Annotated in this window: 17 protein-coding genes; 9 read left to right on the top strand and 8 right to left on the bottom strand. The window is 69.9% G+C overall.

What is annotated here, in order from left to right; all coding sequences use genetic code 11:
- Positions 1 to 9: 9 nt before the first annotated feature.
- Positions 10 to 1,098 (bottom strand): hypothetical protein, encoded by a 1,089-nt coding sequence (locus tag HS104_01585; protein ID MBE7478669.1) that lies wholly within the window; start codon positions 1,096 to 1,098, stop codon positions 10 to 12.
- A gap of 4 nt (positions 1,099 to 1,102) precedes the next feature.
- Positions 1,103 to 3,817 carry a hypothetical protein gene (locus HS104_01580; protein MBE7478668.1) on the bottom strand — a complete coding sequence of 905 codons (2,715 nt, stop codon included), beginning with the start codon at positions 3,815 to 3,817 and terminating at the stop codon, positions 1,103 to 1,105.
- Positions 3,818 to 4,164: 347 nt separating this feature from the next.
- On the opposite strand from HS104_01580, the gene HS104_01575 reads away from it, so the two are divergent.
- Positions 4,165 to 5,883, top strand: coding sequence for a hypothetical protein (locus HS104_01575; GenBank protein MBE7478667.1), 1,719 nt, complete (start codon positions 4,165 to 4,167; stop codon positions 5,881 to 5,883).
- 85 nt (positions 5,884 to 5,968) lie between these two features.
- Here the strand turns inward: HS104_01575 and HS104_01570 are convergent, their stop codons facing one another.
- A complete protein-coding gene (locus HS104_01570; GenBank protein MBE7478666.1) occupies positions 5,969 to 7,972 on the bottom strand; it encodes a GAF domain-containing protein in 2,004 nt (667 codons plus the stop codon).
- A gap of 44 nt (positions 7,973 to 8,016) precedes the next feature.
- Positions 8,017 to 9,252, bottom strand: a complete 1,236-nt coding sequence (locus tag HS104_01565; GenBank protein ID MBE7478665.1) for a PhoH family protein — start codon at positions 9,250 to 9,252, stop codon at positions 8,017 to 8,019.
- Between HS104_01565 and HS104_01560 the strand changes: the two genes are divergently transcribed.
- The gene (locus HS104_01560) at positions 9,251 to 10,486 is read left to right on the top strand and encodes a penicillin-binding protein (GenBank protein ID MBE7478664.1); all 1,236 of its coding nucleotides are present in this window, start codon (positions 9,251 to 9,253) and stop codon (positions 10,484 to 10,486) included. The two genes, HS104_01565 and HS104_01560, sit on opposite strands and share 2 nt — an antisense overlap.
- A 57-nt stretch (positions 10,487 to 10,543) precedes the next feature.
- Positions 10,544 to 10,795, top strand: coding sequence for a hypothetical protein (locus HS104_01555; protein ID MBE7478663.1), 252 nt, complete (start codon positions 10,544 to 10,546; stop codon positions 10,793 to 10,795).
- 332 nt (positions 10,796 to 11,127) lie between these two features.
- On the opposite strand, the gene HS104_01550 is transcribed toward HS104_01555, so the two are convergent.
- The 4 genes from HS104_01550 to HS104_01535 form a co-directional block, all read right to left on the bottom strand.
- A complete protein-coding gene (locus HS104_01550) occupies positions 11,128 to 11,604 on the bottom strand; it encodes a hypothetical protein (protein MBE7478662.1) in 477 nt (158 codons plus the stop codon).
- 156 nt (positions 11,605 to 11,760) lie between these two features.
- A complete protein-coding gene (locus HS104_01545; protein MBE7478661.1) occupies positions 11,761 to 14,727 on the bottom strand; it encodes a PD40 domain-containing protein in 2,967 nt (988 codons plus the stop codon).
- Complete coding sequence (locus HS104_01540; GenBank protein ID MBE7478660.1) at positions 14,724 to 15,824, bottom strand: hypothetical protein; 1,101 nt, start codon at positions 15,822 to 15,824, stop codon at positions 14,724 to 14,726. Before HS104_01540 ends, HS104_01545 begins: the two co-directional genes overlap by 4 nt.
- Positions 15,825 to 15,912: 88 nt before the next feature.
- Positions 15,913 to 16,818 carry a hypothetical protein gene (locus tag HS104_01535; protein MBE7478659.1) on the bottom strand — a complete coding sequence of 302 codons (906 nt, stop codon included), beginning with the start codon at positions 16,816 to 16,818 and terminating at the stop codon, positions 15,913 to 15,915.
- A 72-nt stretch (positions 16,819 to 16,890) separates the two neighbouring features.
- Between HS104_01535 and ftsE the strand changes: the two genes are divergently transcribed.
- From ftsE to HS104_01505, 6 genes are all read left to right on the top strand, one after another.
- Entirely contained in the window at positions 16,891 to 17,679 is a 789-nt protein-coding gene (ftsE, locus tag HS104_01530; GenBank protein MBE7478658.1) for a cell division ATP-binding protein FtsE, read from the top strand.
- Positions 17,680 to 17,683: 4 nt separating this feature from the next.
- Positions 17,684 to 18,553, top strand: coding sequence for an ABC transporter permease (locus tag HS104_01525; GenBank protein ID MBE7478657.1), 870 nt, complete (start codon positions 17,684 to 17,686; stop codon positions 18,551 to 18,553).
- 2 nt (positions 18,554 to 18,555) lie between these two features.
- The gene (locus HS104_01520; protein MBE7478656.1) at positions 18,556 to 19,536 is read left to right on the top strand and encodes a peptidoglycan DD-metalloendopeptidase family protein; all 981 of its coding nucleotides are present in this window, start codon (positions 18,556 to 18,558) and stop codon (positions 19,534 to 19,536) included.
- Positions 19,537 to 19,548: 12 nt separating this feature from the next.
- Entirely contained in the window at positions 19,549 to 20,259 is a 711-nt protein-coding gene (locus HS104_01515) for a hypothetical protein (GenBank protein MBE7478655.1), read from the top strand.
- A 70-nt stretch (positions 20,260 to 20,329) separates the two neighbouring features.
- Entirely contained in the window at positions 20,330 to 20,782 is a 453-nt protein-coding gene (locus HS104_01510; protein MBE7478654.1) for a hypothetical protein, read from the top strand.
- 11 nt (positions 20,783 to 20,793) lie between these two features.
- On the top strand, positions 20,794 to 21,147 hold the full coding sequence (locus tag HS104_01505) for a hypothetical protein (protein ID MBE7478653.1): 354 nt from the start codon (positions 20,794 to 20,796) through the stop codon (positions 21,145 to 21,147).
- The last annotated feature ends 11 nt before the right edge of the window (positions 21,148 to 21,158 follow it).

Here is a 21,158-nt window from a genome sequence, read left to right as displayed (position 1 = left end):
CGCAAAGCATCAGTTCAGCGAGACGTTCAGCTTGTACGAAAATGTTGCTGGGTTCGCGCCGGGGGCTGCGCTGATCACCAGGTAGTACGTGCCGACGGCGAGGTTGGTCTTGCTGAGCTGCGAGCAGAGGCCGTCGCCCGAGTCGTTGTCTGAGCCGATGGCGTTGTCGTTTTGGTCCCAGAGCTCCATGTAACTGTCGATCTTGTCCTGATCGCAGGCGTTGTCCCCGAAGTCCGTCACTGTCGCGCTGAGCGTGCCGCCGGCTTGGGTCACACTGACCTTCACGACGTCCACGTCGCCGACCGTACCGATGGCCGCGGCGTACGGGCTCGACCAGGTGCTGGCCTGAGCGACCGTGTTGTTCGGCTCGGTCTCCGTGTACTCGATCGTACAGGTGGCGGAGCAGCCGTCACCGTTCGTCTTGTTGCCGTCGTCGCACTCCTCGGTGCCGTCGGTGTGCTTGTCGCCGCACGCGATGGGCCGGCTCTGGACGGACAGACCGAACGGTCCGACATCGCTCGCGCCCGCGCCGTCCACGATCACCCAGAGCTTGGTGCCGGCGGTGACGGGGATCTTCGCCACCTTGCCCTTCGTGCAAGCGAGCTCGGCGCCCGTGCACGACGAGCGCAGCGACAGCGTCAGGTTCGAGAAGCCGCCCAGGATGGCCTCGAAGACGCCTGTCTTGGCGGCGGTCACCTCGTACGCCAGGTCGGGCCCGCTCGTGCTCTCGCTGCACGACGCCTTGAGGCTGTCCTTGTGCGAGGCGGTGTCGCCCTGAGTGGAGCTCGGATCCGCGAGCACCGTCGGCGCTGCGCAGGCCGACGCGCAAGCCGCCGTGCACGCCGCGTCCGCGCAGTCGACCTGCCCGTTCAGGTCGTTGTCGAGGCCGTCGTCGCAGATCTCCGGGCCGCTGGCGCCGCCGGTCCCACCGCCACCGCCCGTGCCGCCGCCGGCGGTCCCGCCGCCGCCGCTGGTTCCGCCGCCGCCAGTGCCCCCCTTGGCGCCGGTGCCGCTGAAGGGCTTGCCTTTTCCGTCGTCGCCGCCGCAGGCCGCGACCGCGAGGCACGCGGCCAAGGAAACCCCTACGCCAATTCTCATGCGATTACTCCGAGGGCGGGCACGAGTACGTCGCGTCGAAGGTGTTCAGCACCGGGGACCCACCGCCAGCCGGGGTCAGCGTCACCTCGAGCTCCAGCCATGCGCGCTTCTGATCAGGGGAGCCCAGAGTAGCGAAGAGGTCAAGCGGGCAGGGGGCGGGACCAGTGAGCGGGCAGACCTGGGTGTCGGTGGGCGTGGACTGGGCTGTCCCCAGGTTCTTCCAGGTCGCGCCCGACAGGAGCGCCTGCGTGTCTGCGGAGCGCACCCGGAAGTCGATGGTGGAGGTGTTCGGCGTCGTCGAGTTGTAGGCGAAGAAGTTCCAGACCGGCTTCGAGCCGGGCGGACACTGGGCCTGATAGGGGATGGTCACGGTCTTCGGTCCACCGCCCTTGGGGCAACCGAGCGCGAGCTCGATGGTGGAGCCGGGGTCGTTCTGCGCGGTGGTGCAGCTCTTCGGGCAGAGCAGCACCTTGGTCGGGGCCGCGTTGTTGTCGTAGTACCAGCCGGTGTTCACGTTGCCGTTACAGGCCGCGAGATCGTTCCGCTTGGGCAGCGCCACCGCCGGGCCGCTGCTCGGCGTGAACGTCAGCGTCACGTCGGCCGGGTCGAACAGGTTCAACGCGGGCAGATCGCTGGAGCAGGTCACGCCATTGCCGGTGATCTGATTGAGCGCAGTGGTCAGCTGCGTAGCCATGTTGGCTGCGGTCACGTCGATGGCCGTGCTGGTCCCGCCCGCCGCGGCGATCGCGTCCAGGAAGGTCGGGTCGGAGCCAGGCAAGGCGATCATGTAGGTCTTGATGCCGAAGTTGTTGAAGGCATTGGCCGCCAGCGCCGCGTTGGCCGCCTGGCTCGTGTTGCAGTCCGTGGGATCGCCGTCCGTGAGCATGATCACGTCGTAGATCTCGGCCGGATTGGAGACGAGCATGTTCTGCGCCCAGAGCAGCGCGCCCTCGAGGGCCGGGTAGATGCGCGTGCCGTAGCCGCTGCCGCCGCTCCCGTTCGGGTGGGCGTTGATCAAGCTCTGCACCAGGGCCTGCTCTTGCGCGTCGGCCGGGGCCGCCGCTGCGGTCAGGGTCCCGAGCGGGATGTACGGTTGCGAGCAAGGCGCCGAGAGGCAGTTTCCCGGCGCACAGCCGTTGCCGAAGGGCGCGGTGGCGGCGAGGCCGAAGTACTCCATCGCGATGCCGAGACCAGCGGCGCCGGCGGACTGGAAGAACGCCGTCATGCCCGTGACCGCCGGGTTCCAGATGCCCGAGTTCACCATGGACTGCGTGCGGTCCATCTGGATGAAGTAGTTGATCTTCTTGAACGTCGCGATCTGCTTGTCGCCGCCGCACACCGGCGGGCCGCAGGTGCCGCCCGAGTAGAGCGACCAGTTGTCCTTGCAGCTGCACTCGGCGACGTGGCCCGCGTAACCGGCGGGGGTGGGCTTGCCCGACTGCACCGCCGGGTTGACCATGATCTCGCGGTTCCCGACCAGCTGGTCGCAGCCGGCGACCCACGCGGAGCCGTTCCAGTACTGGAGCGCGGTGGTGCACTCCCCCGGCGGAATGGGCTGGGTGGTGAAGCACTCGTACATGTTCGGATGCGCCTGGCTGGGATCGCACTTCGGGTACTGGTTCGAGTTCGCCGGGTAGTGGACCAACCGGATCCCCGCCGGCGCGGCCACGGTGCCGTGGTTACAGACCGGGATGTTGTTCGAGCAAGGCACGTCCACGCCAAGATCGATGCCCGCGCAGGTCGGATCGGTCTCGCCGGGCAGCCACTCCTTGCACTTGCCCTCGGCCGGGGGCGGCGAGCCGGTGCCGCAGACCGCGTCGCAGACGGTGCCGACCTTGGCCACACACGCTGCGGTCCAGGTGCCGGCGGGAGGCAACGGGCAGGGCAGCCCGCATTGTGTGTTCACCGCGGCGACGCAGGCGGCATCCCAGTTCTGATTGTTCTGGCAGCAGTAGGCCAGCGCGGGGATGTTGCAAATCTTCGTCGTGCAGTCGTCTGACGCCGAGTCGCAGCCCTTCACCAAACGCGCGCCGGTGGAGCAGATGCTGTGGCTACAGGTGTGGTTGTAGTTGCAGCAGCTCGGATCCGCCTTGCAGATCTCCTTCACGCAGGGATCGCAATTCCAGTTGAGCTTGCCGCCGGCCTCGCACTTGCTGTGATTGCACGTCGCAGCAGTCTTCGGATGCCAGCAGTAAGTGTTGAACTGGCAGTCTGCTCCGCTCGTGCAGGGCTGAATCAGCCCCTTGTTGACCAGGCCGTTCGGCAGCCCGGTGATTTGGCCACCCTGCCACGTGTAGAGCGGTTGCCCGCCGCCGTCGGCATTGATGCCCGCGTCGTCGTTGTAGTTCTGGCAGTACGGATCGCAGGGGTTGCCGGCACAGTTGCCCAGCGCGTTCATCGGGCCCGAGCCCGGGCCCACCCCCGGCGGGGCGGACACGCTCTTCATGTACTGCGATCCATCGCCGCACTCGCCCCAGGTGCCGTTCTGGCAAGTCTGGGTGCCCATGTAGCAGGTCACGATGTCGTCGTGCTGCGCCAGCTTGATGCCGCACTTGCGGCTCGCGCCGTCGTCGCAGGGGCCGGTGGCGACGCCGCCGAAGCCGCCGCCGCCGTCGTTGTCGTAGCCGGCGTTGGGCAGCTTGTCGTCCGAGCACCCCACCGGCAGGGAGGCCATTCCTGCGGCGAGGGCCACGAGCAACCCCGCCTTGATCAGCGACATTCGTTCAGCTCTGCTCCGCATCACGCCTCCAAGGACCGAACATGTCGGTGGGCTCGAGTTGCTCCCGCCGCGCGCCAGGGCGTAGTCATCCGAGAAGGTACTAGCAGGGTTCGTGCCTTCGCGCCGCGGGCGGCAGCCGGCACGATCCCAGGGCTTTCTTGCGAAATACGCGGCTAAGCGCCCGAGCCGGCTACGCAAACAGTGCAGAGCGGGCAAATCATTTCCATGAGCGCCCAGACATCGGCGAACACCTGCGCGCACGCTGTAGGGGCGCTGGCCCCATGCGTCGATCATGTGATTCCCGCGGCGTCCTGTGGCAAACTGACCTCGGCTCGAGGAGGCTCCTGATGCGCAAGGTCTACGCAAGTGCGTTCGTGATTGTGGCGGTGGCATGCGGCTCGAGCGGCGGAGGCGAAACCGGCGGCACCGGCGCGGTCACCGGGACCGGCGCCACCAGCAGCGGCGGCGCCAGCGGAAGCTCCGCCGGTGGTAGCGGCGGCGGCATCAACCTCGGCGGCAGCGGCAACGACGACGGCGGCGTGGATGCGCCCACGGGCTGCACGCCCGGGACCAAGAGCTGCTCGGGCCAGACGCCGCAGTTCTGCGAGGCGGACGGCACCTGGTCGCAGAGCCCGCAGTGTCCGTTCGCGTGCAACAACGGTGACTGCTACGGCTCCTGCCTCCCAGGCACGACTCAGTGCAAGCTCGGCAAGACGCAGACCTGCGGCACTGACGCCGAGTGGGGAGCGAAGACGGACTGCGAGTTCGGCTGCGACAGCGCCACCGGCACCTGCAAGACCTCGTGTACCGCCGGCGAGTTCAACTGTGCCGGCAACACCGTCATGCAGTGCGACCCGGGCCCGCCGGCGAAGTGGGTGCCGAAGGCGCCCTCAACTGTCTGCAACGCGGCCCAGGGCCAGACCTGCGACGCCAAGACCGGCGCCTGCATCGCGTGCCCCGTCATCGGGACCACGACGCCCACCGGCGAGTACTACCAGTACTCCACTTTCCTCACGAGCGGCGGCATCTTCAAGGGCGGCTACGACGTCACGAGCTACGGCGACTACATCTACGTGAACCGCTCGGGCACCAACCTCGACGTCTACAAGGTGACGCTGCTCGACAGCGACGGAGACGGCAAGCTCGAGCCGAACCAGCACCCGAGCAACCCCAACGAGACGGGCCCCATCGAGCAGCGCGTGCTCACGTTCGAGAAGACGATCCTCAAGGCGGCGCCCGACAACGCTCCCTTGGGCTCCGCGAGCGTGACGTCGCTGCGAGCGCTGAGCAACACGGAGATCCACTCGCTCGGGCCGACCAAGAACGGCGGCATCCGGCTCTACGACTTCGCGTCCAAGGCCAGCACGAACGTGCTCACCCCGGCCGCGACGACGCTGACGTTCTCGTTCTTCGGCTACGGCGCGGACTGGAAGATGTGGTACGCCGGCAACGAGTCGGCGCGGCGAGTGTTCTCGTACCACGAGCCGAGCAAGGCCTGGAAGACCGAGTTCTGCTACCCGAACCTGGCCGGCAGCCACATGGACGGCATGGACGTGGTCGTCTCGCCGAAGACGGGCGTCGAGTACGTGTATGTCTCGGACATGACCTCCGACTTCATCGCGCAGTACCGGCGCGACGACGCGCAGGGCTGGGTCCAGGAGGGACTCTTCCAGTACACGGACTCCACGTCCTCGGCGGTCGAGGGCTTCGGCTTCGGAGCGCTGAAGCACTTCTGGGCCACCGGCGGCAGCACGCTGATCGAGATCGGCGGCGGCGACATCCAGGAGGACCTCGAGCCCTGCCCGGCCGGCAAGCAAGCCTGCGGCGGGAACCTGCCGGCCTGCGACAACGGCGGCATCTGCCTGGGCGGCTGCTGTAGCCCGAACCCGTGTCAGAACGGCGAGCAGTACTGCGGCGGCGGCCAGGCGTGCCCGGGCGGGCAGGTCTGCCAGAACAGCTGCTGCGTCAGCCAGTGCCCGTCCGGCAAGACGCCGTGCGGCACCGGCCTGCCGCCGTGCCCGACCGGCAACGCCTGCCAGTCCGGCTGCTGCGTGCAGATCGGCTGAGCGAAGCCAGACCTCGACTCGCGGCTACCCGGAGGCGTAGCCGCGAGGCCGCGAGCGCGGCGCGGTCCCCGAACCCGACCGGCCCCTAGTAGAGCGCACCCATGATCTGCTCCCACACCTTCGCCTCGCGGAAGATGCGGACCAGCTCGGTGTCCACGTGGCCGTCCTTGACCTCGAGCTCCAGGATGTGGAGCGCCTTGTCCACCGGCACCGCGCGCTTGTAGGGGCGGTCGCTCGCCGTCAGCGCGTCGAAGATGTCGCTGATGGTCATGATCTTCGACTGCAGCGGGATCTCCTCGGCGCGCAGGCGGTTCGGGTAGCCGGTGCCGTTCAGGCGCTCGTGGTGCGCGCCGGCGATGATGGCGACGCGCGCGAAGGTCTTGCCCCAGGGGATCTTCGACAAGAAGCGGTAGGTGTGCGTGACGTGGCTGCGGATCTCGTCGAACTCCTCGGCGGTCAGCGAGCCGCGCATAACGGACAGGCTCTTCACCTCCTCCGCGGTCAGGAGCGGGGCCTGGCCGCCGTCCAGGGTGGCGAAGGTCTGGCGGGACAGCTCCTCGATCCTCTTGAAGTCGCCGGCCGCGAGCACGGTCGGCTCGTTGGCGTGGGTCACCGTCTTCCAGGCGGCGTCGAGCTCCTCCAGCCGTTCCCTCATCTCGCGGTCGATGTCCGCCAGATCTTCGGCGGGGCCGCCGCGCTCGATGACGGCGAGCTTCCTCGAGAGCAGGTCCACCTCGACGCTGCGCCGCACGAAGTCGAAGCGCTGCTTCAGCAGCTCGAGCTCGTGGGGGTAGAGCTTCTTGGCTTTGATCAGCACGTGCTCGCGCACGCCGATCTTGCCGAAGTCGTGGAGCAGCGAGGCGTACTCGATCTCGTGGATGTCCTCCTTCTTCCAGGTCACGTCCTTGTAGGGCCCGGTGTCGGTGCGCTCGACGGCGTGGGCCAGCCCGACGGTCAGCTCCGCCACGCGCCGCGAGTGGCCGCTGGTGGTCGGGTCGCGCTGCTCGATCGCGTCCACGCTGGCGCGCACGAAGCCCTCGAAGATGGAGCGGATCTCGTCGTAGAGCATCGCGTTCTCGAGGGCGATGCCGGCCTGCGACGCCAGCGTCTGCATCAGCTGCTCGCTGCGATCGTCGAAGGGCACGACCAGCCGGTCCGTGTCCTCCGGCGAGAGCAACTTCACGCTGGGCTCGCGCTTCTTGTTGATCAGCTGAAGGACGCCGATGACCTCGCCCTCCTTGGTGATGAGGGGCGTGCAGAGCATGCTCTTGGTGCGGTAGCCGACCTTCTGGTCGAACGAGCGGTCGAAGCCGAAGGTGGAGTCCTTCGGCATGTCGTACACGTCGTCGATGCGGATGCTCTTCTTCTCGAGCGCCACCCAGCCCGCCATGCTGCGCGGGCTGATGGGCATGGTGAACTCCCGCGAGTCGAACTTCACCGAGTCGTTTTGGCTGGTCTTGAAGCGGAGCAGGTTCTTGGTGATGTCGTGCTCGGTGCCCTCGACCACGTACATGCTGCCGGCGTCCGCGCCGGTGACGAAGCGGCTCTTCTCCAGGATCAGGCCCAGGAGCTTGCCGATCTCGCGCTCCGTGGTCAGCGCTCGGGCGATCTCGATCAGCTCGCCCAGCTCGTAGCGGTAGCGGTTGAGCCACTTGCCGCGGCTCTCGCTCCGGGCCTTCACGTCCATCAGCTCGAACGCCTGGTGCAGCGCGATGGCCACCTCGGAGGCGCCCGGCTCCGGCGCGACGATGGCGGCCAGCCCCAGGTTCAGGGCCTGGCCCAGGTCCGGATCGGACGGGCGCCCCAGCAGGATCAGGCGCGTCTCGTAGGCGGCGATGCGGTCGGCGTAGGGTCCGAGCAGCTCCCGCCCGCCGTCCCAGACGAGCGCCGGCGACACCAGCACGGTGTGCGGCCCGCGCCGGACCATGAGCAGGAGCGGGTGCGGCCGCGTGATCACGTCGCTCTGCGTCAGCGGGTCACGCCCGAGCGCATCGCCGAGCGCGGTGAGCACGCTGACCGCGGTCTGCGCCCGCGGCGAGAGCGCGCGAAGCGCGCTGCCTTTCGTGTCGTGGTCCGACTGCAGAGTCACTTCGATCCCTCGCGGCGGGAGGCTCGCCCGGGCGGGCGCGCTCGTCAACGCGGCTCGGGGTCGGCGGATTCCTCGGCCGAGCCCGAGGGCTCCTGGGCGGCCTTCGCCAGGCGCTTCTCCTCGCGCAGCCGGGCCTGCTCGGCGTCCTGCGCCTCGTAGGCGACGACGATGCGCTGCACGATCGGGTGACGCACCACGTCCACGTCGGTGAAAGAGCAGAAGGAGATGCCCTCCACGTTCGTGAGCAGGTCGCGGGCCTCGCGCAGGCCGCTCCGGGCGCCACGCGGCAGGTCGGTCTGGGTGATGTCGCCGGTGACCACCGCCTTGGAGCCGAAGCCCAGGCGGGTCAGGAACATGCGCATCTGCTCGCTGGTGGCGTTCTGGGCCTCGTCGAGGATGACGAAGGAGTCATTGAGGGTTCGGCCACGCATGAAGGCCAGCGGCGCGACCTCGATCTGTCCCCGCGTGCGCAGTTGCTCGACCTTCTCGAAATCCAGCATGTCGTGCAGCGCGTCGTAGAGCGGGCGCAGATACGGGTTCACCTTCTCCGCCAGGTCGCCGGGCAAGAAGCCCAGCTTCTCGCCGGCCTCGACGGCAGGGCGCGTCAGGACGATGCGCTTCACGCGCTTCTGCATCAGCGCCGAGGCCGCCATCGCCATGGCGAGGTAGGTCTTGCCGGTGCCGGCGGGGCCGATGCCGAAGGTGAGGTCGTGCTTGCGGATCGCCTCGATGTACGCGCGCTGTGCCGGGCTCTTCGGCATCACCGCGCGACGGCGCGGCGAGACCAGGATGGCCTCGTCGAGCAGATCGACCAGCGAGGTGTCGGGGTCCAACCTGAGCTCACGCAGCGCGCGCCCCACGTCACTGGCGGTGATCTCGTGACCGCGGCTGACCAGCTCGGCGGCGTCGGTGAGGAACCGCTGTGCCACCCGCACGTCGTCCTCTTCACCGGCAACGTAGAGCACGTTGCCCCGCAGGCTGACCTCCGCCCCGCTCTGGCGCGAGACCTCGGCGAGCAGCACGTTCTGCGGTCCGGAGAGGGCCAGGAGCACCGAGGTGCTCTCGACTTCGATGCTCGCGGTGCGGCGCGAGGCGGATTCGTAGGAACGCGACTGGCTCAAGCTCGGGGGAGAACCCTCCTTCGGCAGAGCATAGACCGAGGCGTCCGCCGGCGCACGAGCCGGGCTGACGGCCGCGAAAAGCCCGGTGGCGGCTCGGCGCTCCCAACCGGCGCCCTTTATTTGGCCCTGTCCGCGCTCGCCCGGTACTCCCCGGAGCATGCGCGCCTGGAGGCGATGGGTCGGGATCGGTGCCGCCACGGGCATCGTGATCGCGCTCGTCCCCGTGGTAAGCGGAAATGTCGGCATCGGCGCGCTGCGCAAGGCCGAGCCCCGCGCGCCTGGGGTGACGCTGCCCAGTGAGCACCTGGCGGGCCTGGACCTCCTGCGCATGGACGTACGCCCACGGCGGGTCACGACTCCGCTGCGAGACGGCAAGACCGCCGAGCTGACGGTCGATCCCGTGCTCCAGCGCGCGGCCATGGCGGAGCTCAAGCGCTACAAGGTGCCCGAGGGCGGCGTCGTGGTGATGGAGCCCTCGACCGGGAAGATCCTGACCTGGGCGAGCTACGTGAACGAGGGCGCCAAGTTCGACGTGAACCTGCGCGCCGAGGCGCCGGCAGCCAGCGTCTTCAAGGTGGTGACCGGCGCGGCACTGGTGGAGAAGGGCGGGCTCAACGCCAAGACCGAGCAGTGCTACCACGGTGGCAAGAGCCGTATCGTCGCGGACGAGCTTCTGGACGACGAGCGGCGCGACAAGTGGTGCGCCACGCTCGCCATTGCCATGGGGCGCAGCCTGAACGTCGTGTTCGGGCGCCTGGCGCAGAAGAACCTCACGCCCGAGGACGTGACGGCGATGGGCGGCGCGTTCGGCTTCGGCGCGCCGATCCCGTTCCCCGTTCGGAACGAAGCGCCGAAGATCGACATCCCCGTGGATCCGCTGGAGTTCGCCAGGGCGTCCGCCGGCTTCTGGCACACGACGCTCTCACCCCTCGGCGGCGCGCTGATCGCGCAGACCGTCGCCAACCGCGGGGTCACCCTGGAGCCGCGCATCGTCAAGGCGGTCTACAAGGACAGCGAGAAGGTCTGGGAGGAGACCCGGGGCCCCTCGACCCTGCGCCGGGCGGTCAAGCCCGAGACGGCCGCCGAGCTCGGGACGATGATGCTCGAGACCGTCTCGAACGGATCCGCCTACAAGAGCTTCCACGACAAGCACGGCAAGGCTTACCTGCCGGGCATCGCCGTGGCAGGCAAGACCGGCACGTTGATGCGCCAGAAAGACGGGCGCTTCTACACCTGGTTCGTGGGCTACGCCCCGGCGGACAAGCCCGAGGTCGCCATCTCCGCGCTTGTGGTCAACACTCCCACCTGGGCCATCAAGGGCCCGGAGCTGGCTCGCAACGTCCTGCGCGCTTACTTCGCCAAGAAGGGTGCCAAGGGCGTGACCGCCCCGTGAAACCTGTACATCCGCGGGGGTTGGACCGGGCCCCAATCCGTTGCTAGAGTGTGACTCGTGCAAGTTGTGCTCCGGAAGCTGGGTCGTGGCTCCCGGGCCGTTACAGGTCGGCTCGTCCGAGCTCCACGCAAGGGCTCGGTCGTGGTCATCGAGTTTTCGGATGGCATGCACGAATACGTCACGACGCCGGTGAAGCGCGTGCTGCGCCTCGCGGCCAAGGACGTTTTCTACATCGAGACGGTCAACAGCCGGTACCGCCTCGAGGTCCGCGACCGAGAGCGCGCGCTGGAAGACGCCTCGAGCGGCTGAGCGCGCGCCTGCTCACCTGGCCCACTGCGCGCCGGTCGCGCGGTGGCGCAGGTCCATCGACGCGGGGGGACTAGCGCCCGGCCGGGACCCTGGTGTATGCGAGCGCAGCCCGCCAGAGAAGCGGGCGCCTTCGTTCACGAGAGGACTCCACTGTGGGACGTTTCGACCGCCGGAAATCGATGAAGATGCGACGCCGCAAGGCCCAGACCGCCAAGAAGGCGCGCGTCAAGCGCAAGGCGGAGGCCAAGAAGGTCACCAAGAAGACCACGACCGGCACCAAGAAGAAGAAGAGCGCGGCCGCCAGCGCGGGTTGAGCGCCGTGCCGGAGCGGCTCAGCGAATGATCTTGGTCGCGAACTGAACGTCGCGCTGCCCGGCCTGCTCCGGCGGCGCCGGGAGCGGCTCGCCGAACAGCCCGAGATCGCCGGCCATGCGCAGCTCGCGGACCAGGCGCCAGCCGCCGTCGTCGCGCCAGACCTGCGCCAGGCGCGTGGTGCGCAAGGTGTCGTCGTTCACGCGAACCCAGGAAACATCGACCTGGATCGTCGCGTTCATCTCGTCCTTCATCGACAGCCCCGCCAGCTCCACGTCGACGATGCGGATGCCCTTGCCCCACTCGGTGCGGCGCTCCAGGAAGCTCTGCTGTGCGCCCTTCGCGGCGTGACCGAGCGCCACGTCCATGCGACCGAAGCGCGTGGCGAGGTTCAGCTCGCGCGCCGAGTCGGTGACGCGCTGCGACTGCGACGGCGGAGCGAGGCAACCGCCCAAGGTCGCGAGCGCCACGACGAGCAGCAGGGCTTTTCTGGCCATGGGCCGGCTCGTATCAGGGGGGCCAGGGGAGGGCCAAGATTGGGGGCGCCCGGAGGGCCCGCGGCGGATCCAGTGGCCAGCCTGCGGTCGCGCCGAGAGCCCGCGGAGGTGGGTCGGGAACGACGCTTTTGTCCCAGGGGCGCGAGCGCGCCGTGATCAGAACGCGGACGCCACCACCGCGTAGGTCTGGCCGCCGCTGATGGCCGCGCTGCCGAAGCCGCGGGCGTAGCCCAAGCGCAGCGTGCCGCGGGCGTGGTAGCCGAACACCAGGTCCACCCAGAGCTCGCCGCCAACGCCCAGGTGGTACAGATCGAAGGGATCCTCCAGGTCGAGGCGGTCGAACGCGCCGCCATAGTCGGCGAAGAGCGTGCCGGAGATGGTGCGCAGGAAGATCGGCAGGGTGGCGACGCCGCGGTCGGCGTACACGATGGGGAAGCGGTACTCCGTGTTCAGCAGGTTGTACTGCGAGCCGATGAAGGCCGCCGGCTCGTAGCCGCGCAGCACGAAGCCGCCCTGGCGGATGCCGTCGGTGTAGGCGTCGACCAGCGGCGCGTCGGTGACGAAGCCGCCGGTGTAGTACAGACCGCGGCGCGGGTAGCTGCCGACGGCCGCGGCACCCGAGGCAGCGACGGCCAGCGTGTGGTGGTCGGCCCAGGGCATCGGCAAATAGCCGGTGACGCGGCCGAACACGGCGGCAAGGGTGTCGTCGCTACCGGTCTCGCGCGACGCCAAGTCGATGTTCGCGACGGCCGTGAAGCCGCGCTCGGCGCCGATGGAGTAGAGGGAAGCGTCCGCGTTCGAGTAGCCCCAACCCAGGCTGAGCATGCCCAGGAAGCCGCGGTGTGGATCACGCGTGACGTGCGAGTAGGGATCGGCCGCGGTGCCCACCGGCAGCTTCGAGTCGAACTCGCCGACCGTGTAGTAGAGCGAGATGGTCTGCACGTCGGCTTCGCCGGGCTCGGTGTAGGCGATACCGGTCGAGACACCGGTGAACGTCTCGGTGATGATCGGCTGGCGATCGCCGTAGAGATAGCCGCGACGCGGCGCCACCGAGCGGAAGCCGGAGAGCACGAAGTCCATCGGCAGGCGGCGGTAGGCGTAGACCAGGGAGCCGCTCGGCTCGCCGCTCTCGTAGGGCACGAGCATCGTGGCGCGGAGGGCGTGGTGCCCGACCACGTCGGCGCCGTCCGTCATCACCTTCAGCGTGTTGCCGAAGGCGCCGGGCCCGTGCTCCAGCTCGTAGGAGTGCGGGCGCAGCGTGGGCAGCGGATTGTAGCGCTCGACCCGCCAGCGTTTGTGCGGCGGATCGGGGTGGGGGCGGGCGCGCTGGCCCGGGGGCTCCACCGGCTCGAGGAAGCTCGACGGCTCGAGCGGCATGGAGAACAGATCGAAGCCGTCCGCAGTGTAGCCCAGGTAGGCGAGCGTCTTTCCGTCGGGCGAGACCTCGGGCATGTACGCGCCGGTCACCACGTTGGTGACCTGCCGGAGGCGCGCCGTGGCCATGTCGTAGGCGTACACGTTGGCGATGCCGGTGCGGTCCGAGGTGAAATAGAGGTAGCGATCGTCCGGCGACCAGCTCGGCTGCTGGTCCAGCGCGACGTCGCGGGTCACCTGCCAGAACTTGCCGGTCTTGACGTCGGCTACGCGGATGTCGCGGTAGCCGCCGTAGGTCCAGGAGCTGTATGCGATGCGCTTGCCGTCGTGGGAGAAGCGCGGCGCGAACGCCTGCTCGTAGCGCGCGCTGGGCACCAAGGTGCGCTCGTTCTCGAGGCTGCCCTCCGGCGTGAGGTCCGCGATGCGCAGCGTGGTGGTACCGGCGCGCTGGGTGACGTAGGCGATGCGCCGTCCGTCGGGGCTGACCTCCGGCTCGCGCGCGCGGCGCCCGGTGGTGAGGCGCTCCCGCGAGCCGCGCAGGCCGCGCTCGGAGCGAGTGCCCTTGGGCTGCCGGAACAGGTCGTTGAAGTAGTAGCGCCGCCGGCTCGGCGCCACGGAGTCGAACACGAAGCCGCAGCTCGGCTCGAAGCTCACGTGGTTGCCGGTCGCCTTGGCGACCAGCTCCGCGTCGTCCTCCGCCGCGCGCTCCCGCGACTCGAGCGGCACGCGCCAGAAGCCCACGGGCTCGTGGCCGTCGTCCACGTAGTAGATGAGCTCCTCGCGCTTGCCTCGGCGCGCGCACTCGGGCACCCAGCGCGGCCCTCCGGCGACGCGGCCTCGGTGCGTGAGCCGCACACCCTCACGCAGCCCGCGGCGCTTCACCTCGGCGACCTGCGCCGCGTACTTCTTCTCCAGGTTCAGCTTCCAGCCCTCGAACAGCTCGGTGTACGTCCGTCCCGTGGCGCGGCGGATGGAGCGGTTGATGCCCCAGGGGATGGGGTTCATCCCGTAATCGGTGGCCACCGAGGCGTAGATGTCGGAGCCGTAGACCTCGGCGATCCAGGCGATGAACGCGCCGCCGTACAGGTACCACAGGTTGCCGGTGGGCCAGCGCCGTGCGGGGTGGCTGATCTGATCGAGGCGCGCCAGCCGACCTGAGAGCACGTCGGCGCGCAGGATCATGTCGAAGTGCGACGAGCGCAGGCGTCCGCCGCCGGTGTGCTCGGTCTCCAGGGCGACCGCGAGCCCCTCGAGCACCCAGCGCGGCTGCACCTGGTTCGGCGCGCTGGTCTTGCCGAACACGGAGTTGATCAGCGCGGGGATGCCCGAGATGTTGTCGACGTGGAGCACGTGCGCGTACTCGTGCGTGACGAGCTCGCTCATCCAGTCGTCGTACTCACCGAGCGGGGACATGTCGTCGGGCGCCGAGGCGAAGAGTCGCACCGCGTTGTACGGCAGCGCCGTCGCCGAGCCGTTGGCGCCGTCGGTCATGTCCGTGAGCACGACCTCGGTGACCTCGCTCGGAACCCAGCCGAGCTGCGGCGTGAGTCGCACGTGGATTGCCTCGAGCAACGTCGCCACGCGCTGCGCCGGCTCCTCGAGCCCGCCGTGGTAGCTGACGCGAAAGTGCGGAGTGGGGATCGTGAACCACTCCAGGTACGGGTCGCCTGCTCGGGCGGTGGGTGCAGCCAGAGCGAGCGTCGTCGCGAGCGCGGCGGCGAGGCCGTGAGCGGGGCGGGCGAGCTTCACAGATCGTCGTGGAACAAGGGCTCGCGATTGCGCACGTAGCGGTACACGAGCTGGCGTCCCTCCGGCGTGATCTGCGTGAACTTGGCGCCAAAGCCGGGCGGCGCCTCGACGCCGGCGGTCGAGTTCGGCGCCTCCCGCACCCACTCCACCACCCCGAGCGCCTCGAACTCGTAGCCGCCGGGCAACGCGACCTTGATCACCACGTTGGTGCCGATCTTGGGGATCTTGTAAGTGGCGACGAAGATGCCGCCGGAGTCGATGACGTCGTTGCCGCTCAGACCCTTGTAGAAATTCGACGGGCTGTGGGCGCCGAGGTCGGCGTCGAGACGCGGCACGTTGGGCGGAGCCTGCACGCTCGAGACCTGCGCACCCGCAGCCACGGGTGAAGACGCCGGCACCGGCGCGGCAGCGGGCTGCTGCGGCCACGCGGCAGGCTGCGGCTGCGCTTGCGGCGGCTGCCCCCAAGGCGCGCCCGCGGCGGCCGGTGGCGGCGCGCCATAGCCGCCGCCCTGTGGGTAGGCCTGCTGCGGCGCGGCCTGCGGGTAGGCCGGTTGTGGCGCGGCTTGCGGGTAGGCCTGCTGAGGCGCCGCTTGCGGGTAGGCCTGCTGAGGCGCCGCTTGCGGATACGCCTGCTGCGGGGCTGCTTGCGGATACGCCTGCTGCGGGGCCGCTTGGGGAAACGCCTGCTGCGGGGCCGCCTGCGGGTAGGCGGGTTGCGGCGCCTGCGGTGCGGCGCCTTGCCCCGGCGGCATCACCATCGTTCCGCCCAGCGCGGCGGGCACCGCCGGCGACGTCGCTGGCGGTACGAACGGCTGCGGCGCCGGCGCGGCTGCGGGCGCGGCCGGCTGCATCTTCGACAGCGAGTGGATGAGACCGAGTGAGCTCGCGACGGCCTCCATCGCTTGATCCACCGCGGGGTGTTGGCCCGCGGAGCCCTGCAACAGGGAGAGCCCGCGGCGGACCGCGTCGAGCGCCAGGGGCGCTTGCTCGCCGAGCGCGCCACCCTGGGTGGACTCGATCTTGTGCAGCGCGCCCATCGCTTGGGCGATCGGCTCCGCGACGTCGATGATGGCGGGCGGAACGCCAGGGCTCTGCAAGACGGAGAGGCCACGGGCCAGATTCTCCCTAGCGGTTCGCGCTGCACTCGCGGGGTCGGTCATTCAGTTCCTCCGAGCGGCGGCCAGTCTACACTGCACGCGTACGGGAAGCGACGAGTTGCGCCAGGGCGTCCGGTGCGAGCGGCGCCCCGTCCGCCAGAATCGCGCGAACCACGCGGATCGCGGCGTCGCCCGTGCGAATCACCACGTCCTTTGGGGGGGAGCCGAGCGCCGCCGCCTCGCCCGGGAGCAGCGCCGCCGGGTAGTCGGCGGCGAGCTCGCCGCGCGTGACGAAGAAGGCCTGCCCGCACAGCTCCAGGGCCAGCCCGGGTACGGGTGACAGCGCGCGGATCCGCCTCAGCACGCGCTCGCTCGGCCAGGACCAGTCCACTCGCGAGAGCGCGCCTTCCGGCTCCGGCGCCCAGGTCGCGAGGGTCTCGTCCTGAGGTTCCGCCGCCGGGCGCTCGCCCCGCGCGAACGCCGCCACCACCGCGCGCAAGGCGGCCAGGCTCGGCCGGTCGAGGGCCCGAGCGAGCTGCCAGGCGTCACGCTCGCCGACCGCCAGTCGCTCGGTCGCGAGCACGTCACCCTCGTCGTAGCGCTCGGTGAGCCGGTGCACGCTCACGCCGGTGTCGGCGTCACCGGCGTCGATGGCCCAGAAGAACGGGTTGGGGCCGCGGTGCCGAGGCAAGAGCGAAGGATGGACCCCGATGGCGCCGAGGCGACCGCGCTCGAGCCAGCGCGCCGGGAGCTTACGCGACCAGAACCAGCTCACGATCAGATCGGGGTCGAGCTCGGCGAGCCGGGCGTCCACGGCGGCGTCGAGCCGGCGTCCGAGCGCAGCCGCCTCGAGCACCCGCTCCGGGCCCAGGCGCCGGAGCAAGCGCCGGCGCCCGGGTGCCTCGAAGGGGCTGAGCACCGCGAGATCGATCGCGTGCCCGTCGTGGCCCAGCAGCAGGGCCGCCAGCGGAAGGCCGAAGAAAGCGACCCGCATACCCCCATCATTGCAGGAAATTGCGGCCGAAAAGTTGTTACTGAAATCGCTGCCCTGGTAACCGAGGTTGCCATGGATAGTGGGGCCAAGACCCGCGCCTTCAAGCCGGCCCTGCGTGGCGCGACCCGGTTCGACCCGGCCGCCGCTCGTCGCCCCGTGCTGGTGTTCGAAGACGTCCACAAGGCGTATCGCGCCGACGCACCGGTCCTTCGGGGCCTCTCCCTCGAGATCCAGCGCGGAGAGTTCGTGTTCATCACGGGCCCCTCCGGCGCGGGCAAGAGCACGCTCCTGCGCATGCTCCACGCCGCGGAGCAGGTCGACTCGGGGCGCATCCTGTTCCTGGGTCGCGACGTCAGCCGGCTGGCTGGCGACTCGATCCCGTTCCTCAGGCGCAACATCGGTGTCGTGTTCCAGGACTTCAAGCTGGTTCCGAACTGGTCGGTGCTCGAGAACGTCGCCCTGCCGATGGAGGTGCTCGGAGTCGCCCCGCGCATGATCCGGCAGCGGGTCGGGGAGGTGCTCGAGCGCGTAGGGCTCGGAGGCCGGGGGCCCGATCGAGCCGGCGCGCTCTCCGGCGGCGAGCAGCAGCGCGTGGCGATCGCTCGCGCCATCGTGGGCGAACCGGCGCTGGTCCTCGCGGACGAGCCCACTGGCAACCTGGACCCTCAGCTCGCCATCGACATCCTGGGGTTGTTCGAGGACATCAACGAGACCGGCGTGACCGTGCTGTTCGCGACGCACGATCGAACGCTGCTCGACGTGCGGCCGCGTCGCGTCGTCGTGCTCGACGAGGGCAAGGCCACCGACGTACCCGACGGGCTCGACGATCTCGCGGACGGCTTCGGCCGAAAGGTGGCGTGAGGGCATGACTCCGATCGAACGAGCTTGGCGTGGCAGCCGCAACGACTGGCGCCTGCACCTGCTCAGCATCTTCAGCGTGGCGGTGGCGTTCGTGTGCCTGGCCTCTGCGGTGCTGGTCGTGGTCAACGTCCATGGCATCCGCACGCGCTGGGCCGAGACCGGCCGCGCCAGCGTGTTCTTGAAGCCCGACGCGACGCCGGAGCAAATCGATCAAATCCAGAAGGCGTTGCGCCAGACCCAGGGCGTGACCGACGTGCGCCACGTGACCAGCGAGGAAGCGCGCCGCGAGGTGACCGCGCAGAAGAGCGACGAAGTGCTCGGAGCGCTGCCGGCGGAGGCCTTCCCGGCCTCGCTCGAGGTGCGGGTCGCCGACGAGGCCGCCGTCGAGCGACTGAGCAAGCTGGCCTCGCAGCTCCAGGCGCTGCCCGCCGTCGAGTCGGTCGAGACCTACCAGTCGTGGAGCGAGCGGCTGGGCGCGCTCCTGCGCGGCGGGGTGACGGCCTCCATCGTGCTGGCGTTGGTGGTGCTGGGCGCGGTGGTGAGCGTGGTCTCGTCCACCATCCGGCTGACCTTGCAGCGGCGCCGCATCGAGGTCGAAATCCTCAAGCTGGTGGGCGCCACGGACTCCTACGTACGCCGGCCGTTCGTGCTCGAGGGCGCGGCGCAGGGCGGCATCGGCGCGCTCCTGGCCATCGCGCTCCTGGGCGTGCTCTACGGCATCGTCAGGGGCAACTTCGACGGCGAGCTGGGCTTGCTCTTCGGCATGGCACCGACTTTCCTCCCTTGGTTCGTGTGCACCGGCATGGTCGCGCTGGGCGCGCTGCTCGGTGCGGCCGCAGCCTACGGCAGCCTGCGCCGGCTGCTCCTGGTGTGAACGTGAGAGGTCGAGCCTTCTTCGCCATCCTGCTCGGTGTCTCCGCCGCCGCGGCGCTGCCGGGTGCGGCGAGCGAGCCCATGGAGGAGCCCCCGCTCGCTACGCCGGCCTTGCCGAGCCCGGTGAGCGAGGTCGACCGCGCGCTGGACGAGATCGATCGGCAGGAGCGCGAGCTCAGGAAGGAGCTCAGCGACCTCGGCCGGGAGTCGGAGAGCGCCCACGCTCGCACCATCGCGCGCGGCCGCGCCTACGTGCGGCTGGCACGCGCGGGCCTCCTGCCGGTGGGCAGCGGGTTCCAGGCGCTGGTCGATCACGCCGCCAAGGTCGAGCGCGTGCGGCGCGCCCTGGGTCGAGATCTGGACGGCGAGCGCCGCCTCGCCGAGCGCCGCGTCGAGATCGGCAAGCAACTCGAGAAGCTCAAGCTCAAGCGCGGCCCTCTCGAGGTGCAGCAGCGCGCGCTGGCCTCGGCGCGGGACGCGCTCTTGCAGGCTCAGGATCGCGCGCTGGCGTTCCAGCGCGCGTTCGAGTCGAGCGGCTCGGGCGCGCACACTGCGGTCTACGGCGCCGGCGTGGGTCCGAGTGACCCCTCCGATCTGGCGCGCGGGTTCGCCTCCATGAAGGCGCGGCTGCCCTTCCCGATCCCGGGGCGCGCGGAGCTGAAGAGCGCGCGCCGGCCCGGCACGGACGGACCAGGCATCGAGATGCGCGCGCCGCGGGGCACGCCCGTGCGCGCGGTCTACCCGGGACGCGTGGCCTTCGCGGACGACTACGCCGGCTACGGCAAGACGGTGATCCTGGATCACGGCGAGAGCTACTACACGGTGAACGCCAATCTCTCCGAGTTCGCGGTCAAGGTCGGTGACGACGTCACGACCGGCGCACGGGTCGGCTCCGTCGGCGACATGGGCCAGGGCCCGATGCTCTACTTCGAGATCCGCAAGGGCACCGAGGCCGTCGACCCCGCCGAGTGGTTCGGGATCTGATACTCTCGGCGCATGTTGCGCGCGGCGTGTGGGGTTCTGGCGGCGGCTCTGGTGGCGTTCGCGCCTGTGCTCGCGCGCGCGCAGGAGCCGGCGCCTGGGCCGGCGCCTGCTCCGCCGGCGGCGGCACCGCAGCCGCAGCCGCAGGCACAGCCGCAGCCGCAGCCGCAGCCCTACCCGTATCCGCCGCCGTACCCTTACGCGCAGCCGTATCCATACCCTTACGCGCAGCCGTATCCGTACCCCTACGCCGCGCGCCCGCTTGCGGCCGAGATGCCCTACGACCCCGACAAGCCGATCCCCGATGGCTACAAGGTCGAGGAGCGGGCGCGCAAGGGCGCGGTGATCGCCGGGGCCATCGTCGCGGGCGTGCCTTACGTCATCGGTCTGCACGTCGCGGCAGCCTCCGGCTTCGAGAACAAGAGCTACTGGCTGGTGGTACCGGGCGTCGGACCCTTCCTCACGCTCTCGACGCGCGACGACTCCTGCGACGAGAACGACAACGACCCCAACAACAACGGCGAGAACGCCGCGGAGTGCCTCGGTGACGTGGCCGTGGCCATGCTCCTGGTCACCGACGGCCTGATGCAGACCGCCGGCGGCGTGGTGCTGGCCATCGGGCTGACCGCCCGGAAGAAGGTGCTGGTGCGGGAGCAGACCAGCGTGAAGTTCGGCCCCATGCGCGTGGGCCGGGGCCGGGGGCTGGGCCTCTACGGCACCTTCTGAAGAAAGTTCGCAACCCGCGGCTCGGACCAGCCGAAGCAGTGCTCGGACTCAGCGCCAAAGGAGATCACAGATGAGCACTCGCGTCGAAACCGGCGGTCCCGCCACTTCCGTTGCTTCGAGCCCCACCGCGGCCCGCGTCACGCCGGCCCCCTCCCGCCCCTTCAAGCAGGTGATGGAAGCCGGGGCGAGCGCCGTCGTGGGCGGCGCGGAGGCCGCCGTCCGGCGCCTGCCGGGAGGTCCCATCCTCGCCGCCGCCTTCCGCCCCGGCCCGAACGCCGCGGGTGCCCACAGCGCCGCCAGCCCGGAGGGCTCGGCGGGTACCGCGGGCGGCGGCGTCGGCGGGGTCGAAGGGTCGTCCGCCGGCGGCATGGACGATATGCTGGAGCGGAACGCCGACATGAACCTGTACTATCTGCAGCTTCAGGAGCGCATCAGCGCGGAGAGCCGCGCGTACACCACGCTCTCCAACGTGCTCAAGACCCGTCACGACACGGTCAAGAACGCCATCGGTAACATTCGCTAGCTGAGCATCCCATGGGCATCGACGGCATCGGCAAGCCTCCCGCACCCGGCGGTCCGCAGGGACCCGCCGGTGCGGCGCGCCCGGGGGAGACCTCGCCGGTCCGCGAGGCCTTCAAGGTCGAACGGGCGGAAGGCCCGGAGCGAACCCAAGGCACCGACCCGCTAGCGCGGCTGGAGCGCGGCGAGATCGGCGTCGATCAGTACCTCGACGCCAAGGTCTCGCAAGCCGTCCAGCACCTCGAAGGCCACTTGGGCACGGAGCAGCTCGAGTTCGTCAAGAGTGCGCTGCGCGAGCAGCTCCGCACCGATCCGGTGCTGGTGGAGCTGGTGCGTCGCAGCACGGGCTCGCTGCCGACCGGTGGCTGAGGTATTCCCCG

This window comes from Polyangiaceae bacterium, from assembly GCA_015075635.1.
Taxonomy (GTDB): domain Bacteria; phylum Myxococcota_A; class Polyangia; order Polyangiales; family Polyangiaceae; genus JADJKB01.
The sequence above is the reverse complement of the archived record's forward strand: the minus strand, read 5'-3'. Positions and strand labels throughout refer to the sequence as shown.